The organism is Burkholderia sp. ABCPW 11 (assembly GCF_001523445.1).
In the GTDB taxonomy this organism is placed as follows: domain Bacteria; phylum Pseudomonadota; class Gammaproteobacteria; order Burkholderiales; family Burkholderiaceae; genus Burkholderia.
In genome coordinates this window covers 71,533-85,187 of record NZ_LOVM01000017.1, presented here as the reverse complement: position 1 = coordinate 85,187, position 13,655 = coordinate 71,533, and the positions used below count along the sequence as shown (strand labels likewise).

Annotated in this window: 15 protein-coding genes and 1 pseudogene; 6 read left to right on the top strand and 10 right to left on the bottom strand. The window is 68.0% G+C overall.

Annotated features, from left to right (window positions below; translation table 11 throughout):
* Positions 1-14 precede the first annotated feature (14 nt).
* The 3 genes and pseudogenes from WS61_RS07475 to WS61_RS07465 form a co-directional block, all read right to left on the bottom strand.
* Entirely contained in the window at positions 15-884 is an 870-nt protein-coding gene (locus WS61_RS07475) for a Sir2 family NAD-dependent protein deacetylase (protein ID WP_059499888.1), read from the bottom strand.
* Between the two features lie 183 nt (positions 885-1,067).
* Positions 1,068-1,384: pseudogene (locus WS61_RS07470) on the bottom strand (DUF4406 domain-containing protein).
* Complete coding sequence (locus WS61_RS07465; protein ID WP_059499887.1) at positions 1,381-1,980, bottom strand: NUDIX domain-containing protein; 600 nt, start codon at positions 1,978-1,980, stop codon at positions 1,381-1,383. Before WS61_RS07465 ends, WS61_RS07470 begins: the two are co-directional and overlap by 4 nt.
* Positions 1,981-2,079: 99 nt before the next feature.
* Here WS61_RS07465 and WS61_RS07460 point away from each other — a divergent pair, with 99 nt between their 5' ends.
* From WS61_RS07460 to WS61_RS07450, 3 genes are all read left to right on the top strand, one after another.
* Entirely contained in the window at positions 2,080-2,835 is a 756-nt protein-coding gene (locus tag WS61_RS07460; protein WP_059499886.1) for a DeoR/GlpR family DNA-binding transcription regulator, read from the top strand.
* Between the two features lie 130 nt (positions 2,836-2,965).
* Positions 2,966-3,574 carry a chromate transporter gene (locus WS61_RS07455; RefSeq protein WP_059499885.1) on the top strand — a complete coding sequence of 203 codons (609 nt, stop codon included), beginning with the start codon at positions 2,966-2,968 and terminating at the stop codon, positions 3,572-3,574.
* The gene (locus WS61_RS07450) at positions 3,571-4,113 is read left to right on the top strand and encodes a chromate transporter (protein ID WP_059499884.1); all 543 of its coding nucleotides are present in this window, start codon (positions 3,571-3,573) and stop codon (positions 4,111-4,113) included. Before WS61_RS07455 ends, WS61_RS07450 begins: the two co-directional genes overlap by 4 nt.
* A gap of 38 nt (positions 4,114-4,151) precedes the next feature.
* On the opposite strand, the gene scpB is transcribed toward WS61_RS07450, so the two are convergent.
* The 3 genes from scpB to WS61_RS07435 all read right to left on the bottom strand — a co-directional run bounded on the left by scpB (position 4,152) and on the right by WS61_RS07435 (position 7,493).
* The gene (gene scpB / locus WS61_RS07445) at positions 4,152-4,961 is read right to left on the bottom strand and encodes a methylmalonyl-CoA decarboxylase (protein WP_059499883.1); all 810 of its coding nucleotides are present in this window, start codon (positions 4,959-4,961) and stop codon (positions 4,152-4,154) included.
* Entirely contained in the window at positions 4,958-6,181 is a 1,224-nt protein-coding gene (locus WS61_RS07440; RefSeq protein ID WP_059499882.1) for a CaiB/BaiF CoA-transferase family protein, read from the bottom strand. Before WS61_RS07440 ends, scpB begins: the two co-directional genes overlap by 4 nt.
* A gap of 61 nt (positions 6,182-6,242) precedes the next feature.
* Positions 6,243-7,493 (bottom strand): MFS transporter, encoded by a 1,251-nt coding sequence (locus tag WS61_RS07435; protein ID WP_059499881.1) that lies wholly within the window; start codon positions 7,491-7,493, stop codon positions 6,243-6,245.
* 181 nt (positions 7,494-7,674) lie between these two features.
* Here WS61_RS07435 and WS61_RS07430 point away from each other — a divergent pair, with 181 nt between their 5' ends.
* Together WS61_RS07430 and WS61_RS07425 are read left to right on the top strand one after the other, a co-directional pair.
* Complete coding sequence (locus WS61_RS07430; protein WP_059500006.1) at positions 7,675-8,604, top strand: LysR substrate-binding domain-containing protein; 930 nt, start codon at positions 7,675-7,677, stop codon at positions 8,602-8,604.
* Between the two features lie 108 nt (positions 8,605-8,712).
* Positions 8,713-9,339 (top strand): LysE/ArgO family amino acid transporter, encoded by a 627-nt coding sequence (locus tag WS61_RS07425; protein ID WP_059499880.1) that lies wholly within the window; start codon positions 8,713-8,715, stop codon positions 9,337-9,339.
* 3 nt (positions 9,340-9,342) lie between these two features.
* On the opposite strand, the gene WS61_RS07420 is transcribed toward WS61_RS07425, so the two are convergent.
* From WS61_RS07420 to WS61_RS07410, 3 genes are all read right to left on the bottom strand, one after another.
* Complete coding sequence (locus tag WS61_RS07420; protein ID WP_059499879.1) at positions 9,343-10,509, bottom strand: enolase C-terminal domain-like protein; 1,167 nt, start codon at positions 10,507-10,509, stop codon at positions 9,343-9,345.
* Between the two features lie 346 nt (positions 10,510-10,855).
* On the bottom strand, positions 10,856-11,200 hold the full coding sequence (locus WS61_RS07415) for a cupin domain-containing protein (protein WP_027783759.1): 345 nt from the start codon (positions 11,198-11,200) through the stop codon (positions 10,856-10,858).
* 153 nt (positions 11,201-11,353) lie between these two features.
* Entirely contained in the window at positions 11,354-12,223 is an 870-nt protein-coding gene (locus tag WS61_RS07410; protein WP_218921200.1) for an oxidoreductase, read from the bottom strand.
* Positions 12,224-12,328: 105 nt separating this feature from the next.
* Between WS61_RS07410 and WS61_RS07405 the strand changes: the two genes are divergently transcribed.
* Positions 12,329-13,264, top strand: a complete 936-nt coding sequence (locus WS61_RS07405) for a LysR family transcriptional regulator (protein WP_059499878.1) — start codon at positions 12,329-12,331, stop codon at positions 13,262-13,264.
* 40 nt (positions 13,265-13,304) lie between these two features.
* Here WS61_RS07405 and WS61_RS36035 read toward each other — a convergent pair whose 3' ends face one another.
* A complete protein-coding gene (locus WS61_RS36035; RefSeq protein ID WP_157692697.1) occupies positions 13,305-13,655 on the bottom strand; it encodes a hypothetical protein in 351 nt (116 codons plus the stop codon).

Below are 13,655 nucleotides of genomic sequence, written 5' to 3'. Positions count from 1 at the left end.
CGGTCGGCGCGGGCTCAGCCGCCGCGCCACGCGCGCTCGAGCGCGTTCAACATCGCCAGCGCACCGCCCTTCAGCCCGATCACGTCCGCCCGGCGCGCATGCGCTTCGCGCGCGTTGATGCGAATCACGTCGGCACCGAACCGCTCGCTCAACAGGCGCACGGTCGGAATCGCGGTGCCCGCGCCGATCTCGACCACGGCGACGCGCCCGGCCCGCGCGATCCAGTCTTCAAGCGCGCGCTCCTGAGCGTCGTAGCGCGCGCCGAGCCAGCCGGTGTCGCCGAACATCAGGATGTTCGGCCGCGCGAGCCCGCCGCAGTGCGGGCAGCGCGGCATGTCGCCCACCAGGCGGCACGTCGTTTCGTCGACCTCCGGCATGAACGGCGCCGCGTCCCACGTCTCGTCCGTGCACGGGCGCAGGCACTGCATCGCATGAATCGAACCGTGGATCTCGACGATGCGCGCCGGATCGAAGCCGGCTTTCTGGAACTGGCCGTCGACGTTGCTCGTCAGCACGAAACCGCCGTTCGGCATCGCGTCGATCCAGCGGCGCAGGATCGCGAAGCCCGCGTGCGGCGCGGTGGCGCGGTAGAGCGCGAGACGATGCCCGTAGAAGCCCCATGCGAGCGACGCACGCGCACGAAACGCGTGCGGCGACGCGATCTCGTGGAATTCGAAACGCTCGTGGCGCAGCGCCGGATACGCGCGCCAGAAGCCGTCCGTGCCGCGAAAATCGGGCAAGCCGGAATCGACGCCGATGCCCGCGCCGGCCGTGACGAGCAATGCGTCGGCGCGCGCGAGTGCATCGACGGCGGATGCCACGAGACCGGCGGGAAGCGGCGCGGCGGCGGAGTCGGATGGATCGGCGGAGTCGGAAAGCGGCATGATGGGAAAGCGGCGAAGTCGAACGTTGCGCGAATGGCGTCGCGATCATACGCCGGTTCGGGCGTCGCGCCGCCTCGGCGACGCCACTGCGGGCTGCTGCGCGTGTGCGGATACCGGCAACGCGAATACCGGCTGTCCGCAAGTGTCGCGCCGGCGATGCCGCAACCCGGCGCTCATGCTTGCTCAATCGGTCGAATCGTCCTGCGCGACCGGCATCTCGTCAACCGCGAAATAGACCGGCTTGCCGAGTTGCCGCGCAAGCGCCACGTCCGCATCCGCTCCGCGCGACGCGCCGCCGATGCGCAGCATCGCAGCAGCCGGTGCGCGGCCGGATACAGGAAGGCTTCGCCGATCGCGTCGCCGATCATCGGCACGTGCCCGCGGCGATACACGGCGAGCGCCGCCGCTTCCAGCCGATGCAGGTTCGCGGCGATGCGCGCGGGGTCGCCGTGCGTGCCGCTGCGATAGGGGCCGGCGACCAGCACGAGCCGCGGCGTCATGCGGCGCGCCCGCCCGCGGTTTCCCGCAGCGCGACGTACTGGAGCAGCATGATCGTCTTCGCATCGACGATCTCGCCGCGCTCGACCGCATCCAGCGCCGCCTGCAGCGGCATCTCGACGACCTCGAGATCCTCGCCCTCTTCCGCGACGCCGCCGCCCGCGCCGGTGCGCAGCGACGCATCGTATTCGCCGACGAAGAAATGCAGCTTCTCCGTCACGGACCCCGGGCTCATGAACGCCTCGAACACCTTGCGCACGCCGCGCACGCGATAGCCGGTCTCCTCCTCGGCCTCCGCGCGGATGCGCGCTTCGGGTGTTTCGTCGTCGAGCAGGCCGGCGGCCGCTTCGAGCAGCATGCCGTCGTGCCCGCTCACGAACGCCGGCATCCGGAACTGCCGCGTCAGCAGCACGTCGCCCGTCTCGGCATGACGCAGCAGGATCGTCGCGCCGTTGCCGCGATCGTAGGTCTCGCGGCTCAGACGTTGCCACGTGCCGTCGCGGCGCAGGAAATCGAACGTCACCTTGCGCAGCACATACCAGTCATCGGACAGCACCGTCGTATCGACGATGCGGACCCGCTCCCGCGTAGCAGCCATTGCAGCCATTGCAGCCATTGCAGCCTCCGCTTCGACAAAGGACGGCGCTCATGGTAACGTGCACATTCGTGCAATTTCAAGAATTTTCGTGCAAACACGATGCTGACGACGCAACGCAAGAAAGCGATCCTCGATGCGCTCGCGCGTGACGGCCAGGTGCTGGCTGCCGAGCTGAGCGTGCAATTCGGCGTGTCCGAAGACACGGTGCGCCGCGACCTGCGCGAACTCGCGGCCGAAGGGCTGCTGCAGCGCGTGCATGGCGGCGCGCTGCCGGCGTCGCCGGCCGTCGCGCCGTTCGCGCAGCGTGAGGCGCTCGAAACCGCGGAGAAGCGGCGCATCGCGCGGCGGGCCGCGCAGATGATCGCGCCCGGGCAAGTCGCGATCGTCGACGGCGGCACGACCTCCGCGCTGCTCGTCGGCCAGTTGCCGGTCGACCTGCGCGCGACGATCGTCACGCATAGCCCGAGCGTCGCGGTCGCGCTGGCCGCGCATCCGTCGATCGGCGTGATCCTGATCGGCGGGCGGCTCTACAAGCATTCGATCGTCGCGGTCGGCGCGGCGGCGATGGAAGGCATCGCGCGCATCCATGCGGACCTGTACTTCATGGGGGTCACGGGCGTGCATCCGGTCGCGGGGCTGAGCACCGGCGATTTCGAGGAAGCGGCGATCAAGCGCGCGCTAGCCGAACGCGCGGCCGAGACGGTCGTGCTCGCGTCGCAGTCGAAACTGCGCGCGGCGTCGCAGTTCGTGATCGGCGATATCGCGCTGGCGCAGGCGATCGTCGTCGAAAAGGAAACCGACGCCGCGCTGACGGAGCCGATCGAAGCCGCCGGCGTGACGGTGGTGCGCGCATGACGCGCGGCGGCCCGGCCGCGTCGAACCGGTAGCGAAGCCGGGGGTACGGGCGCCGCACCAATGTCAGCGTGCTGACAGGCACTGCTTGCTAACATGGGCGATCGCCCGATCCCCACGTGCTACCCGCCCGATGCCTCCCGCCTCCACCCCGACTCCCCCGGCCCCTCCGGCAAGCGACGCGCCGCCAGGCGTCCTCGCACTGTTCGTCGCGTTCGCGCAGATCGGCCTGACCAGCTTCGGCGGCGGACTCAGCGGACGGATGATGCGCGACTTCGTGCACGGGCGGCGATGGCTCGACGAAGAGGCGTTCCTCAACGGCCTCGCGCTGTCGCAGGCGTTGCCGGGCGTCAACGTGAAGAATCTCGCGATCTGGATCGGCTACCGTCTCGCCGGATGGCGCGGCGCGGTGGCGGGCTTCACCGGCATCATCGCGCCGCCCGCGGTGCTGATCGTGCTGTTCGGCGTCGCGTTCTCGACCCTCACGCGCTTCCCGCTCACGCATGTCGCGCTCGCCGGCGCGGCGGCCGCGGCGATCGGGCTGTCGATCTCGATGGCGATCACCGCGGTGCGCCGCCTGCCGCGCCGCGCGCTGCCGTTCGCGGTCATGACGCTCGTCTTCGTGTCGGTCGCGGTGCTGCACTGGCCTCTAGTGTGGACCGTGCTGATCGGCGGCACGCTGAGCGTCGCGCTCGAATACCGCCGTGCGGCCGCTGCACCGGGCGGGAGCGACGCGCGATGAACGCGTCCGCACGTTACGCCGCGCTGTTCGGCGTGTTCGCGCCGCTGTCGATCGCGACGATCGGCGGCGGGCAGGCGGTCATCGCGGACATCCAGCGGCAGGTCGTCGACGTCCATCACTGGATGAGCGCCGCGCAATTCGTGAACGACTTCGCGATCGCACGGATGGCGCCGGGCCCCGGCTCGCTGCTGGCGACGCTGATCGGCTGGCAGGTGGCCGGCTTCTGGGGCGCGGTGATCGCGACGCTCGCGCTGTTCGGGCCGACCGCGTTCCTGATCTACGGTGTCGCGCATCTATGGCGGCGACATCGAGGCGCGCGCTGGCAGATCGCGCTCGAAGCGGGCCTGCGCCCGGTCGCGGCCGGCATGATTCTCGCGTCGGTGTGGGTGCTGCTGCAGGCGCTCGACGGCGGTTGGCCCGCGCGCGCGATCGCCGTCGCATCGACGTTGTGCGTGATCTACACGCGCGTTCATGCGCTGCTGCTGATCGCGATCGGCGCACTGCTGCTCGTCGGCATACATGCGCTCGGCGGCGCATGACGCGCGGCCATCGTCACATCGCAACCTCCGCTTTCCGCCTAAATCCCGCGAAACACCGGCGCGCGCCGCTCCGCGAACGCGCGCAACCCTTCGTCGAAATCCGCGCCTTCGCACGCCCGCCGGCGCAACTCGGCGATGCGTTCGAACGCATCGGCCGGCAATGGCCGCGCGTCCTGCAGCACGCGCAACTGCTCCTTCACCGCGTGCACCGCGAGCGGCGCCTTCGCGGCGATCGTGCGCGCGACGTCGAGCGCCGCGTCGTCGACCTCGCCGGCGTCGGCCAGCCGGTTCACGAGCCCGTGGTGCGCGGCGCGTTCCGCATCGAGCGGCTGCGCGCAGAAGAACATCTCCTTCAGCACGTGGATCGGCAGGTTGTCGTAGAAGCGCAGCAAGCCGCTCGTCGAATACGGCAGGCCGATGTTCGCGGGCGTCATCGCGAAACGCGCGTCGCGCGCGGCCACGACGAGATCGCAGCTCATCGCGAGATCGACCGCCCCGCCCCACGCCGATCCGGCCACCGCCGCAATCACCGCGCCCGGATAGGTACGCACGCGCCGCAGCGCGCGTTCGAGCGGCTTGCCGTATGCGAGCGGATCGCGATCGTCGGCCAGTTCGCGCAGGTCGTGCCCCGCGCTCCACACATCGCCGCTACCGTCGTTCGACAGAATCACGACTGGCGGCGGACGATGTCCGGCCAACGCATCGAGGTGTGCAACGAGGGCGTCGAGCAGCGGCGCGTCGAGCGCATGCCGTCGCGCCGGGTTCGCGAACCGCACGCGCGCGATCCGCTCGCCGATCAGGTCGACCGTCACGGTCGACGCCCCGTCCCGTTTCGTCGTGTCGGTCATTGCACGGCCTCCGTCACCGCATCCGCCTGGAAGATCGCGCGCTCCGCCAGCAGCGCGTCGATCGCGTCGTCGCCGTAGCCGGCTTCGCGCAGCACGTCGACCGTATGCTCGCCGAGCAGCGGCGGCGCGTGGCGCGTGCGCGGCGCCGGCAGGTCGTCGCCCATCCCGCCGAGCGGCGTGACGACCTGACGCAGCGTACCGAGCGTCGGATGCGCGACCGGCTCGACCAGCCCGCAATGCGCGAGCTGCGGATCGTCGAATACTTCGTCGAGCGTATGGATCGGCCCGGCCGGCAGCCCGGCCTCGACGAACCGTTGCGTCCATTCGCGCTTGCCGCGCGTGCGCAGGCGGCTTTCGAGCAGCGCCTTCAGTTCGTCGCGATGGGCGACGCGCGCATCGTTGGTCGCGAAGCGCGGGTCGGCCGGCAGTTCGGGCAGATCGAGCAACCGGCACAGCCGCAACCACATGTCGGTCGTGATCGGTGCGAGGTTCAACGGGCCGTCGGCCGTCTCGAACACGCCGTACGGTGCGATCACCGCATGCGCGTTGCCAGTGCGGCACGGCACGTCGCCGAGGCTCAGGTAGCGTTGCCCGTGCACGCTCAACAGCGCAACGAGGCTTTCGAGCAGCGACGTGCCGACATGCTGGCCGCGCCCGGTGCGCTCGCGCTCGAACAGCGCAGCCATCACGCCGGTCGCGACCCACATCCCCGAGCTGAGATCGCCGATCGCGGTGCCCGTGCGGGTCGGCTCGCCGTCCGGGAAACCGGTGAGGCTCATCAGCCCCGCGTAGCCCTGCGCGATCTGGTCGAAGCCCGGCCAGTCGCGCAGCGGGCCGCGCGGGCCGAACGCGGTGACGCTGCCCATCACGAGCCGCGGATCGCGCGCGCTCAGTGCAGCGTAGCCGAGCCCCATCGCGTCCATCGTGCCAGCCTTGAAATTCTCGATCACGACGTCGGCCTGCGCGATCAGGCTCCGCACGACGTCGAGGCCGGCCGGTTGCCGGAAGTCCACACAGACGCCGCGCTTGTTGCGGTTGCAGGACAGGTAGTACGTGCTCACGCCGCGATCGAACGGCCCCCACGCGCGGCTCATGTCGCCGTGCGGCCCCGACTCGACCTTGATCACGTCGGCGCCGAGATCGGCGAGCACCATCGAGCAGAACGGCCCCGACAGCGCGCGACTGAGATCGACGATCCTGATTCCCGTTAATGCCTGCATTCCGGACTCCTGATATTGATGATGGGGTGTGGCGTGTTCGCGAACGACTGCGGCGTGCCGCTCATTCGGGCAGTGTCTGGTGGCGCGTTTCGACCGCGAACGGCAGGATCAGGATGCCGAGCCCGAACACGGCAGCGGTCCATGCGACCGGCACGCCGAGCGATCCGTAACCGTGAATCGCGGCGCCGAGCAGGAAGTTCACGCCCGCGCCGATGAAGCGGCCGACCGAAGCGTTGAACGCGAACGCGGTGGCCCGCACGCGCGTCGGATATTGCTCGGGCAGCCACAGCGAGAAGATCGCGAAGTTGCCGCCGAAGAAGCCGAGGAACGCGAGCGACACCATGAACGCGGCGAGCCCGTTCGGCTGATAGAACGCCCAGCCGAATGCAAACACGATCGAGCCGGCCATCCCCGCGAAATACACGCCGAGCGCGGTACGCCGGCCGAGCCGCTCCGACAGCCATGGCGCCGCCAGACAGCCGGCAATCGTTGCGCACGACAGGATCGCCGCACCGATCGACGCCAGCCGCAGCGCGCCGACGTGATCGATGCCCGCGCGTGTCGCCAGCGTGGTGACCGCGCTCGCCTCGTAGACGGAGCCGGCCCACAACCCGACGATCGCGACGCCGACGAGGCTCGCGCTCGTCAGCGTGCGGCGCAGGAACGCCGGCGCGAAGATCTCGCGCAGCGGATGCGCGCGGCGCGCGTCGGCCACGTCGCCGTCGCGCGCGCCGTGCCGACGCCACTGCCCCGGCTCCTTCACGCGCATGACCGTAAACACCGCGAGCAACGCGGGCGCCAGCCCGCACAGGAACATCGCGCGCCAGCCGTAGGTCGCGCCGATCGTGTAGTTCAGGCAGGCCGCGATGAAGAAGCCGAAGTAGTAGCCCGTCTGCAGGTAGCCGGCGCCGATCCCGGCGATCAGCCGGCACGCGGCCAGCGCCCATACGTCGTGCACGAACGCGGCCGCGCCGGTGAACACCGAATAGATCAGGATGCTCGCCGCGAGCGTGCGCACGCGGCCGAAGCGGTCGGCGAGCGGCCCCCAGACGAACGACAGCCCCCAGCCGATCAGGAACAGCGCGAACAGGATCGAGCCGTACATCCCCAGATTCGCGGGCGTCGCCGCGATGCCGGAGGCCGGCAGCAGTTCGGTCAGCGCGGGAATCAGCACGAGCGCGTAGATCACCGAATCCACGCCGTCGAGCACCCAGCCCGCGTACACGGCCCAGAAGCCCTTGACCTGCTCGCGCGTGAGCGGCGTGCGCCGCGGCTTCGCGCCGGCCACCGGCGCGTCGATCGCCTTGAACATCTTCGTCTCCTTGCCGGCGGAGCCGGCGCTTTTGCCATGTCCGGTCCGGGATGGCCGGCAGTCGAGCTCTTTTGTGAGACGAGTATAGAAACGCGATCGATCGCCGAAAAATATGATATTCATCTTGCTCGATCGGATTAGCTTATGGCTCGAATCGAGCGCGAATCGGGAGACGGCGGCGATGGACTTGAGACAGTTGCGCTATTTCGTGAAGGTCGTCGAATACGGCAACGTCACGCATGCGAGCGAGGCGCTGCACGTCGCGCAACCGGCCGTGAGCCAGCAGATGCGCAATCTCGAGCAGGATCTCGGGATGCAACTGCTCGAACGAAGCGTGCGCGGCGTCGCGCCGACCGCCGCCGGCCGCACGCTGTACCGGCACGCGCTCGAACTGCTGCGCCAGGCCGACGGCACGCGCGAGCTGCTGCGCCGCGACGCCGACACGCCGCAAGGCCGCGTGACCGTCGGCATGCCGTCGAGCACCGCGCGCGTGCTGGCTATTCCGCTCGCCCGCGCGGTGCGCGACCGCTTTCCCGGCATCATGCTGGAACTGATCGAGGCGCCGAGCGCCGATCTCGACACGCTGCTCGAACGCGCACGCCTCGATCTCGCGATCGTCGTCGATGCGGTCGACACGCGCGGCATCGCGATCCATCGGCTGCTGACGGAAACGCTGTACCTGATCACGTGGCCCGGCTTCGCGGTGCCGGACGCCCCCGTGCCGCTCGACGCGATCGCGCGGATGCCGCTCGTGCTGCCGAGCGCGCCGAACACGATCCGCAACCGCGTCGACTGGGCGATGCGCGAGGCCGGGCTGTCGTACGAGATCAGCTTCGAGGCGAGCTCGACCGGGCTGCTGTTCGCGGCCGTGATGGCGCAGCTCGGCGTGACGATCCTGCCGTGGACGGCCGCGCACGTCGAGATCGAGGAGCGCAAGCTCAAGCTGTCGACGGTCGCGCACCGGTTGTTCGTGCGCGACCTGTCGCTGTGCTGGCACGACACGGCGCTCGTCAGCAACGCGGTGCAGAAGGTGAAAGCCGAAATCGTCCGGCTGTTCGACACGCTCGGGCAGCGGCCGGAGTGGGCGGCCGGCCATGCCGGTCGCGCGTGACCGGCGCGCAGGCGCCCAGCCGGGCATTGACAACGCCCCCCGACGGCCCTTAACGTTGCTTCCATCGTAACCATCACCGGTTCAGCTTAAGAGGTTGTCGGCCCGCTCGTGCTCGACACCTCCGCCTTCCTCGAAGGCCTGCTGCTTGGCGCCGGCCTGTTCACGTCGGTCGGTCCGAAGGACGCCTTCGTCATCAAGCGCTCGATTTCGGGCCCTCACCTGCTCTCCATCTCCCTCGTCTGCGCGGGCAGCGACGCGCTGCTGATCGCGCTCGGCGCGCACGGGCTGTCGTCGTTGCTGTCGCGCCATCCCGGCGTGGTGGCGGCCGCACTGTGGGCCGGCGTCGCGTATCTCACCGGTTACGGGCTGCTTGCGCTGCGCGCGGCGATCGTCGGGCGGCGGCCCGCGCACGTCGACGGCGCTCCCGCTCGCAGCGAACCCACTCGGTCGCGCACGGTGCTCGCGGCCGCCGCGGTTTCGCTGCTCAATCCGTATGCATGGATCGATACGGTGCTGCTGCTCGGAACCGTGATCGCGAGCCACACGCCGTCCGCGCGCGAGCCGTTTGCGATCGGCGCGATGACTGCTTCGCTCGCGTGGTTCCTGATGCTCGCGTACGGCGCACGCGCGTGCCGTGCGTGGTTCGCTCGTACGCTCGCGTGGCGCGTGCTCGACGGCTTCGTCGCGGTGACGATGCTCGGCTTCGCGGTTCGTTTCGCGATCGACGCGCTTTAGGCGTCAGCGGTCCGACGCCGAAACCGTGCGGAATGCGTCGTGCGCGTGGGCATGCAGTTCGAACCCGATACCCGGCGCCTGCGGCACGCGCGCGTATCCCGCGTCGACGATTTCGCCGTCGGCGAGGCCGCTGAACGGATGGAATGCGAACGGGCTGACTTCCGCGCCGCCGAGCCCCAGCGCCGCGACGACGTGCAGCGAGAACAGATGGCCGCCATGCGGCCAGAACGCGTCGCGCCGCCAGCCGCGCGACACGAAGTGATCGACGATCTGCAAATAGCCCGGCAGCCCGTAGCTGTGCACCGGATCGAACACCAGCACGTCGCGGTCGGCGCGCAGGCCGCCGTAACGGTCGAGCAGCTTCGCCTCCGCAAGCGAGAACAGCGCTTCGCCGGCCGCGATCGGCGGTGCGTACCGCGTAGCGACGTCTGCCTGGAGCGGCAGGTCGAGCGGGTCACAGATGTCCTCGAACCACCAGAGACCGAACGGCGCGAGCATGTCGACGGCCTGGCAAGCGGTCGTCGCGTCGTACGTGTTCATCGCGTCGACCGCGAGGTGCGATGAACCGGCAAGATGCGCGGCCGCGGCTTCGATACGGCGCCGGTCCTGATCGAGATTCGCGCCGCCGATCTTGATCTTCGCGTGCGTGTAGCCGAGATCGACGATCCGGCGCATCTCGTCCGACAGGCGCGCGAGATCGTCATGCGGATAGCGATAGCCGCCGCCCGCGTACACGCGCACGCGTGGTGCTGTCGCCCGCTGGAAGCGGTCGGCGAGAAAGCCGTGCAGCGGCAGGCCGGCGATCTTCGCGGCGGCGTCCCAGATCGCCATGTCGAGCGTGCCGACCGCGACGCAACGTTCGCCATGTCCGCCCGGCTTCTCGCCGGTCATCATCGCGCGCCATGCGCGCAACGGGTCGAGGTTCGTGCCGGTTTCGTCGGCGAGCGTGTCGGCCGCGGCCAGCAAACGCGGCGCGAACCGTTCGCGGATCAGGCCGCCCTGCGCGAAGCGGCCGATCGACGCGTAGCCATAGCCCGTCACCGGGCGGCCGTCGCGCACGACGTCGGTGACGACCGCGACGACGCTCGTCGTCAGGCCACCGGACGCAATCGCCGGATCGGCATAGCGGGACACGGGAATCGCACGTTCGTGAATCGCGGTGATGCGCATGGTCGGGCTCCGGAGGGGTGTCCGGCGCAGGCGGAAAGTTCATGCGCTGCAGCGGAAACGATGGGCGGATCGCTGCATCTTAGGGGTTTGCGCGGCAGCGTGCAGGACCGACGGCGCGCGTCATCGTGTCGTCGCCGGACAACCGCGTGTCGCATACGTTATGTCGCGGGTTGCAGTCGGATAGCGGAGCGCGCCGAGCCTGTCACCACGCTCGGCGCGCTGTTTTCCGAACCGGTCGACTTTTATTGAACCGGAATCCTCGTTTGCCCCTCCTGGCTTCGTGAATCGGAAGGATGTGGGCGATGAGGGTATGCCTGACGCGGATTGGGTCGAATCGATCGCCCGCTCAGGCGAACACGAAGTACTTGCGCACCGTCTCCACCACTTCCCACGTCCCCTTCATGCCGGGCTCGATCACGAACACGTCGCCGGCTTTCAGGTGCACCGGCTCCTCGCCTTCCGGCGTGATGATGCAGTAACCGTCGAGGAAGTGGCAGTACTCCCATTTTTCGTAATTCACCTCGAACTTGCCCGGCGTGCAGATCCACGTGCCCATGATCTTGCTGCCGTCCTTCGAGACGTACGCGTTGAGGTTCACGGTGTGCGGATCGCCGCCGATGCGCTTCCACTTGGTCGCGTCAAGGACAGGCGTCGGACAGGTTTTGCGCAGAACGGTAATGAAATCGGACATGTCGGCTCCAGGCTAACGATCGTATGAGAGGCCTGTCACGTTAGTTCGAAAGCGTTGTCGCGACTTGTATGCGTCCGACACCGACTCGTCAATTTTCGACATCGGCTGGTGGGCAGGCACGCTGCCGTCGCGATTAGTTCGTCCGTCGCCAGATCAACCCGCATGGTCAGTTTGCGTGCGATCTTGAAAGTCGGTGTCGCGGCTGAGCGCTTCCCACGCGTCGAATTCGCGCTGCAATTGCGCGATTTTCTCGCGCGCCTGATCGAGCGCATCGCCGCCTATGATGAAACGCGTCGGAGGATCCTCCGCTTCTACCGCGGCGATGATCGCGCGGGCGCCGCGCATCGGATCACCTCGTTGCTGGCCGTGGGCGGCAAAAATTCCGTCGCGGGCCTTGCCTGCGGTTTCCGCATAGGCGGGAATCCGTACGGACGACTGCTTGGCCGACTCGAGTCTGCGAAAGTCTGTCCGGAATGCGCCGGGCGCCACGATGGTGACGCCGATCCCGAATGGCCTGACTTCCTTCGCCAGCGTTTCCGTCATGCCCTCGAGCGCGAACTTGGCCATGTGATAGTAGCCGACCGACGGAAAGGTGACGAAACCGCCGATCGAGCTGATGTTGATGACGTATCCGTGACCGCGCTCGCGCATTCCCGGCAATACGGCCTTGACGAGGTTCAGCGGGCCAAACACATCGGTTTCCATCAGATCGCGAACCTCGGCGTCCACGCCCTCCTCGATCGACGCGAAGTAGCCATAGCCGGCATTGTTGACAAGCACATCGACGCTGCCGAAACGCTCCTCGGCCGCCGCGATGGCCGCCGCTATCTCGTCCGGCTTGGTAACATCGAGCTCAACCGCGAGCAGCTTGCCTTGCCCGTCGGCGAGATCGGCGAGATCATCCTTGCGCCGGGCGGTCGCCACGACACGGTAGCCGGAGCGCAGCGCCTGCACGGCCAGCGCGCGGCCGAGCCCTCTCGAACAGCCCGTGATGAACCAGACATCGTTTTTTCCAATCATCATTCACGCTCCCAACCTATCTCGAATGTCGATAGGGAAGATTCTTGCGTCGGTACGACCGCACAACAAGACCGATACATTGGAAGGGCCGTTGAACAGGATCGAACGATGACACGAGGAAACCTCGACGACCTTGCCGCTTTCGCGTGCGTGGCGCGCTTGCGTAGTTTCACGCGCGCCGCGGCCGCACTCGACACCTCGACGTCGAACCTCAGCCACACGATCAGGCGGCTGGAGACGCGCCTCGGTGTGCAACTGCTCCAGCGCAATAGCCGCAGTGTGTCGCTCAGCGCAGCGGGCGAAGCGCTGCTCGCCACGCTCGCCCCCGCTCTCGAGAGCATAGACGGCGCGCTCGACGCGCTTCAGCGAGGCAGCGACAGCGTGTCGGGGACGCTCCGTCTGACGGCCACCCGCCAGGCCTACGACATGATCATTCGCCCGGTACTGCCGGCATTCACCGAAGCGCACCCCGACGCGACGGTCGAAGTGCTGATCGAATATGCGTTCCGCGACATCGTCGCCGATCGATTCGACGCGGGCATTCGCCTCGGTGAGAAAATCGAGCGGGACATGATTGCGGTGAAGGTCGGCCCGGATCTGCGTATGTCGGTGGTCGCCACACCCGCGTATCTCGCGCGCCACGGCACACCGCTTCATCCGCACGAACTCACGCGGCACCGTTGCATCAATTACCGGATGGTCACGGCAGGAACAATCTATGCATGGGAATTCGAGCGCGACGGCAGCCGTCTGGAAGTACGCGCGCCGGGGCCCCTCACTTTCAACGATCCCGACTTGATGCTTGAATGCGCGCTCGACGGTCTCGGCATCGCCTATGTCCTGGAACGCGAAGCGGCACCCCACGTCGAAGCGGGAAGATTGAAGCGGATCTTGCCCGACTGGACGCCGCCTTTTCCCGGCTTCTTCGTGTATTACGCATCGCGACGACAGATGCGGCCGGTGCTCGCTGCATTTCTGGCTGCCGTTCGGGAAGCGTCTCCTGCTTCAGCGTACCGCCCCACAGGCTCCGTACCTGAACGCTAATCAGTTACCCTGAACAATTCGTTTTGCCGGCCGCTCGACGTTATGCCGTCGAGACAGCGACAACCGGGCGGGTGAGCCAAGCGATGAGAACGAGGGCGTAAAAAAGCCGCAGCTTCCTCAGGATCATCCGCAGGTCGTGACCAGCACCGCACAGCCCCGCGATCGAATCGCGTAGCGGACTGCGGATCAGGTTTGGCGTAGCCATCTTGAATGAATTCCACCAGTGCCGGTATCTGGTCGGCGGCGGAAATTCGTTGCGGTGTTGAGTGTCGTCCGTGCGGCGACTATCCCTGCCATCCCACCGCACGCACAACGGCGGCAAACCGCTGAAGTTCGACGATCGACGCAAACCGTAGCGGCCATTCGACATCGGCACTTCGGTAGTCGACAA

Coding starts and splice junctions, on each gene's coding strand:
- WS61_RS07475 (WP_059499888.1), bottom strand. CDS start 884: ATGCCGCTTTCCGACTCCGCCGATCCATCCGACTCCGCCGCCGCGCCG.
- WS61_RS07465 (WP_059499887.1), bottom strand. CDS start 1,980: ATGGCTGCTACGCGGGAGCGGGTCCGCATCGTCGATACGACGGTGCTG.
- WS61_RS07460 (WP_059499886.1), top strand. CDS start 2,080: ATGCTGACGACGCAACGCAAGAAAGCGATCCTCGATGCGCTCGCGCGT.
- WS61_RS07455 (WP_059499885.1), top strand. CDS start 2,966: ATGCCTCCCGCCTCCACCCCGACTCCCCCGGCCCCTCCGGCAAGCGAC.
- WS61_RS07450 (WP_059499884.1), top strand. CDS start 3,571: ATGAACGCGTCCGCACGTTACGCCGCGCTGTTCGGCGTGTTCGCGCCG.
- scpB (WP_059499883.1), bottom strand. CDS start 4,961: ATGACCGACACGACGAAACGGGACGGGGCGTCGACCGTGACGGTCGAC.
- WS61_RS07440 (WP_059499882.1), bottom strand. CDS start 6,181: ATGCAGGCATTAACGGGAATCAGGATCGTCGATCTCAGTCGCGCGCTG.
- WS61_RS07435 (WP_059499881.1), bottom strand. CDS start 7,493: ATGTTCAAGGCGATCGACGCGCCGGTGGCCGGCGCGAAGCCGCGGCGC.
- WS61_RS07430 (WP_059500006.1), top strand. CDS start 7,675: ATGGACTTGAGACAGTTGCGCTATTTCGTGAAGGTCGTCGAATACGGC.
- WS61_RS07420 (WP_059499879.1), bottom strand. CDS start 10,509: ATGCGCATCACCGCGATTCACGAACGTGCGATTCCCGTGTCCCGCTAT.
- WS61_RS07415 (WP_027783759.1), bottom strand. CDS start 11,200: ATGTCCGATTTCATTACCGTTCTGCGCAAAACCTGTCCGACGCCTGTC.
- WS61_RS07410 (WP_218921200.1), bottom strand. CDS start 12,223: ATGATGATTGGAAAAAACGATGTCTGGTTCATCACGGGCTGTTCGAGA.
- WS61_RS07405 (WP_059499878.1), top strand. CDS start 12,329: ATGACACGAGGAAACCTCGACGACCTTGCCGCTTTCGCGTGCGTGGCG.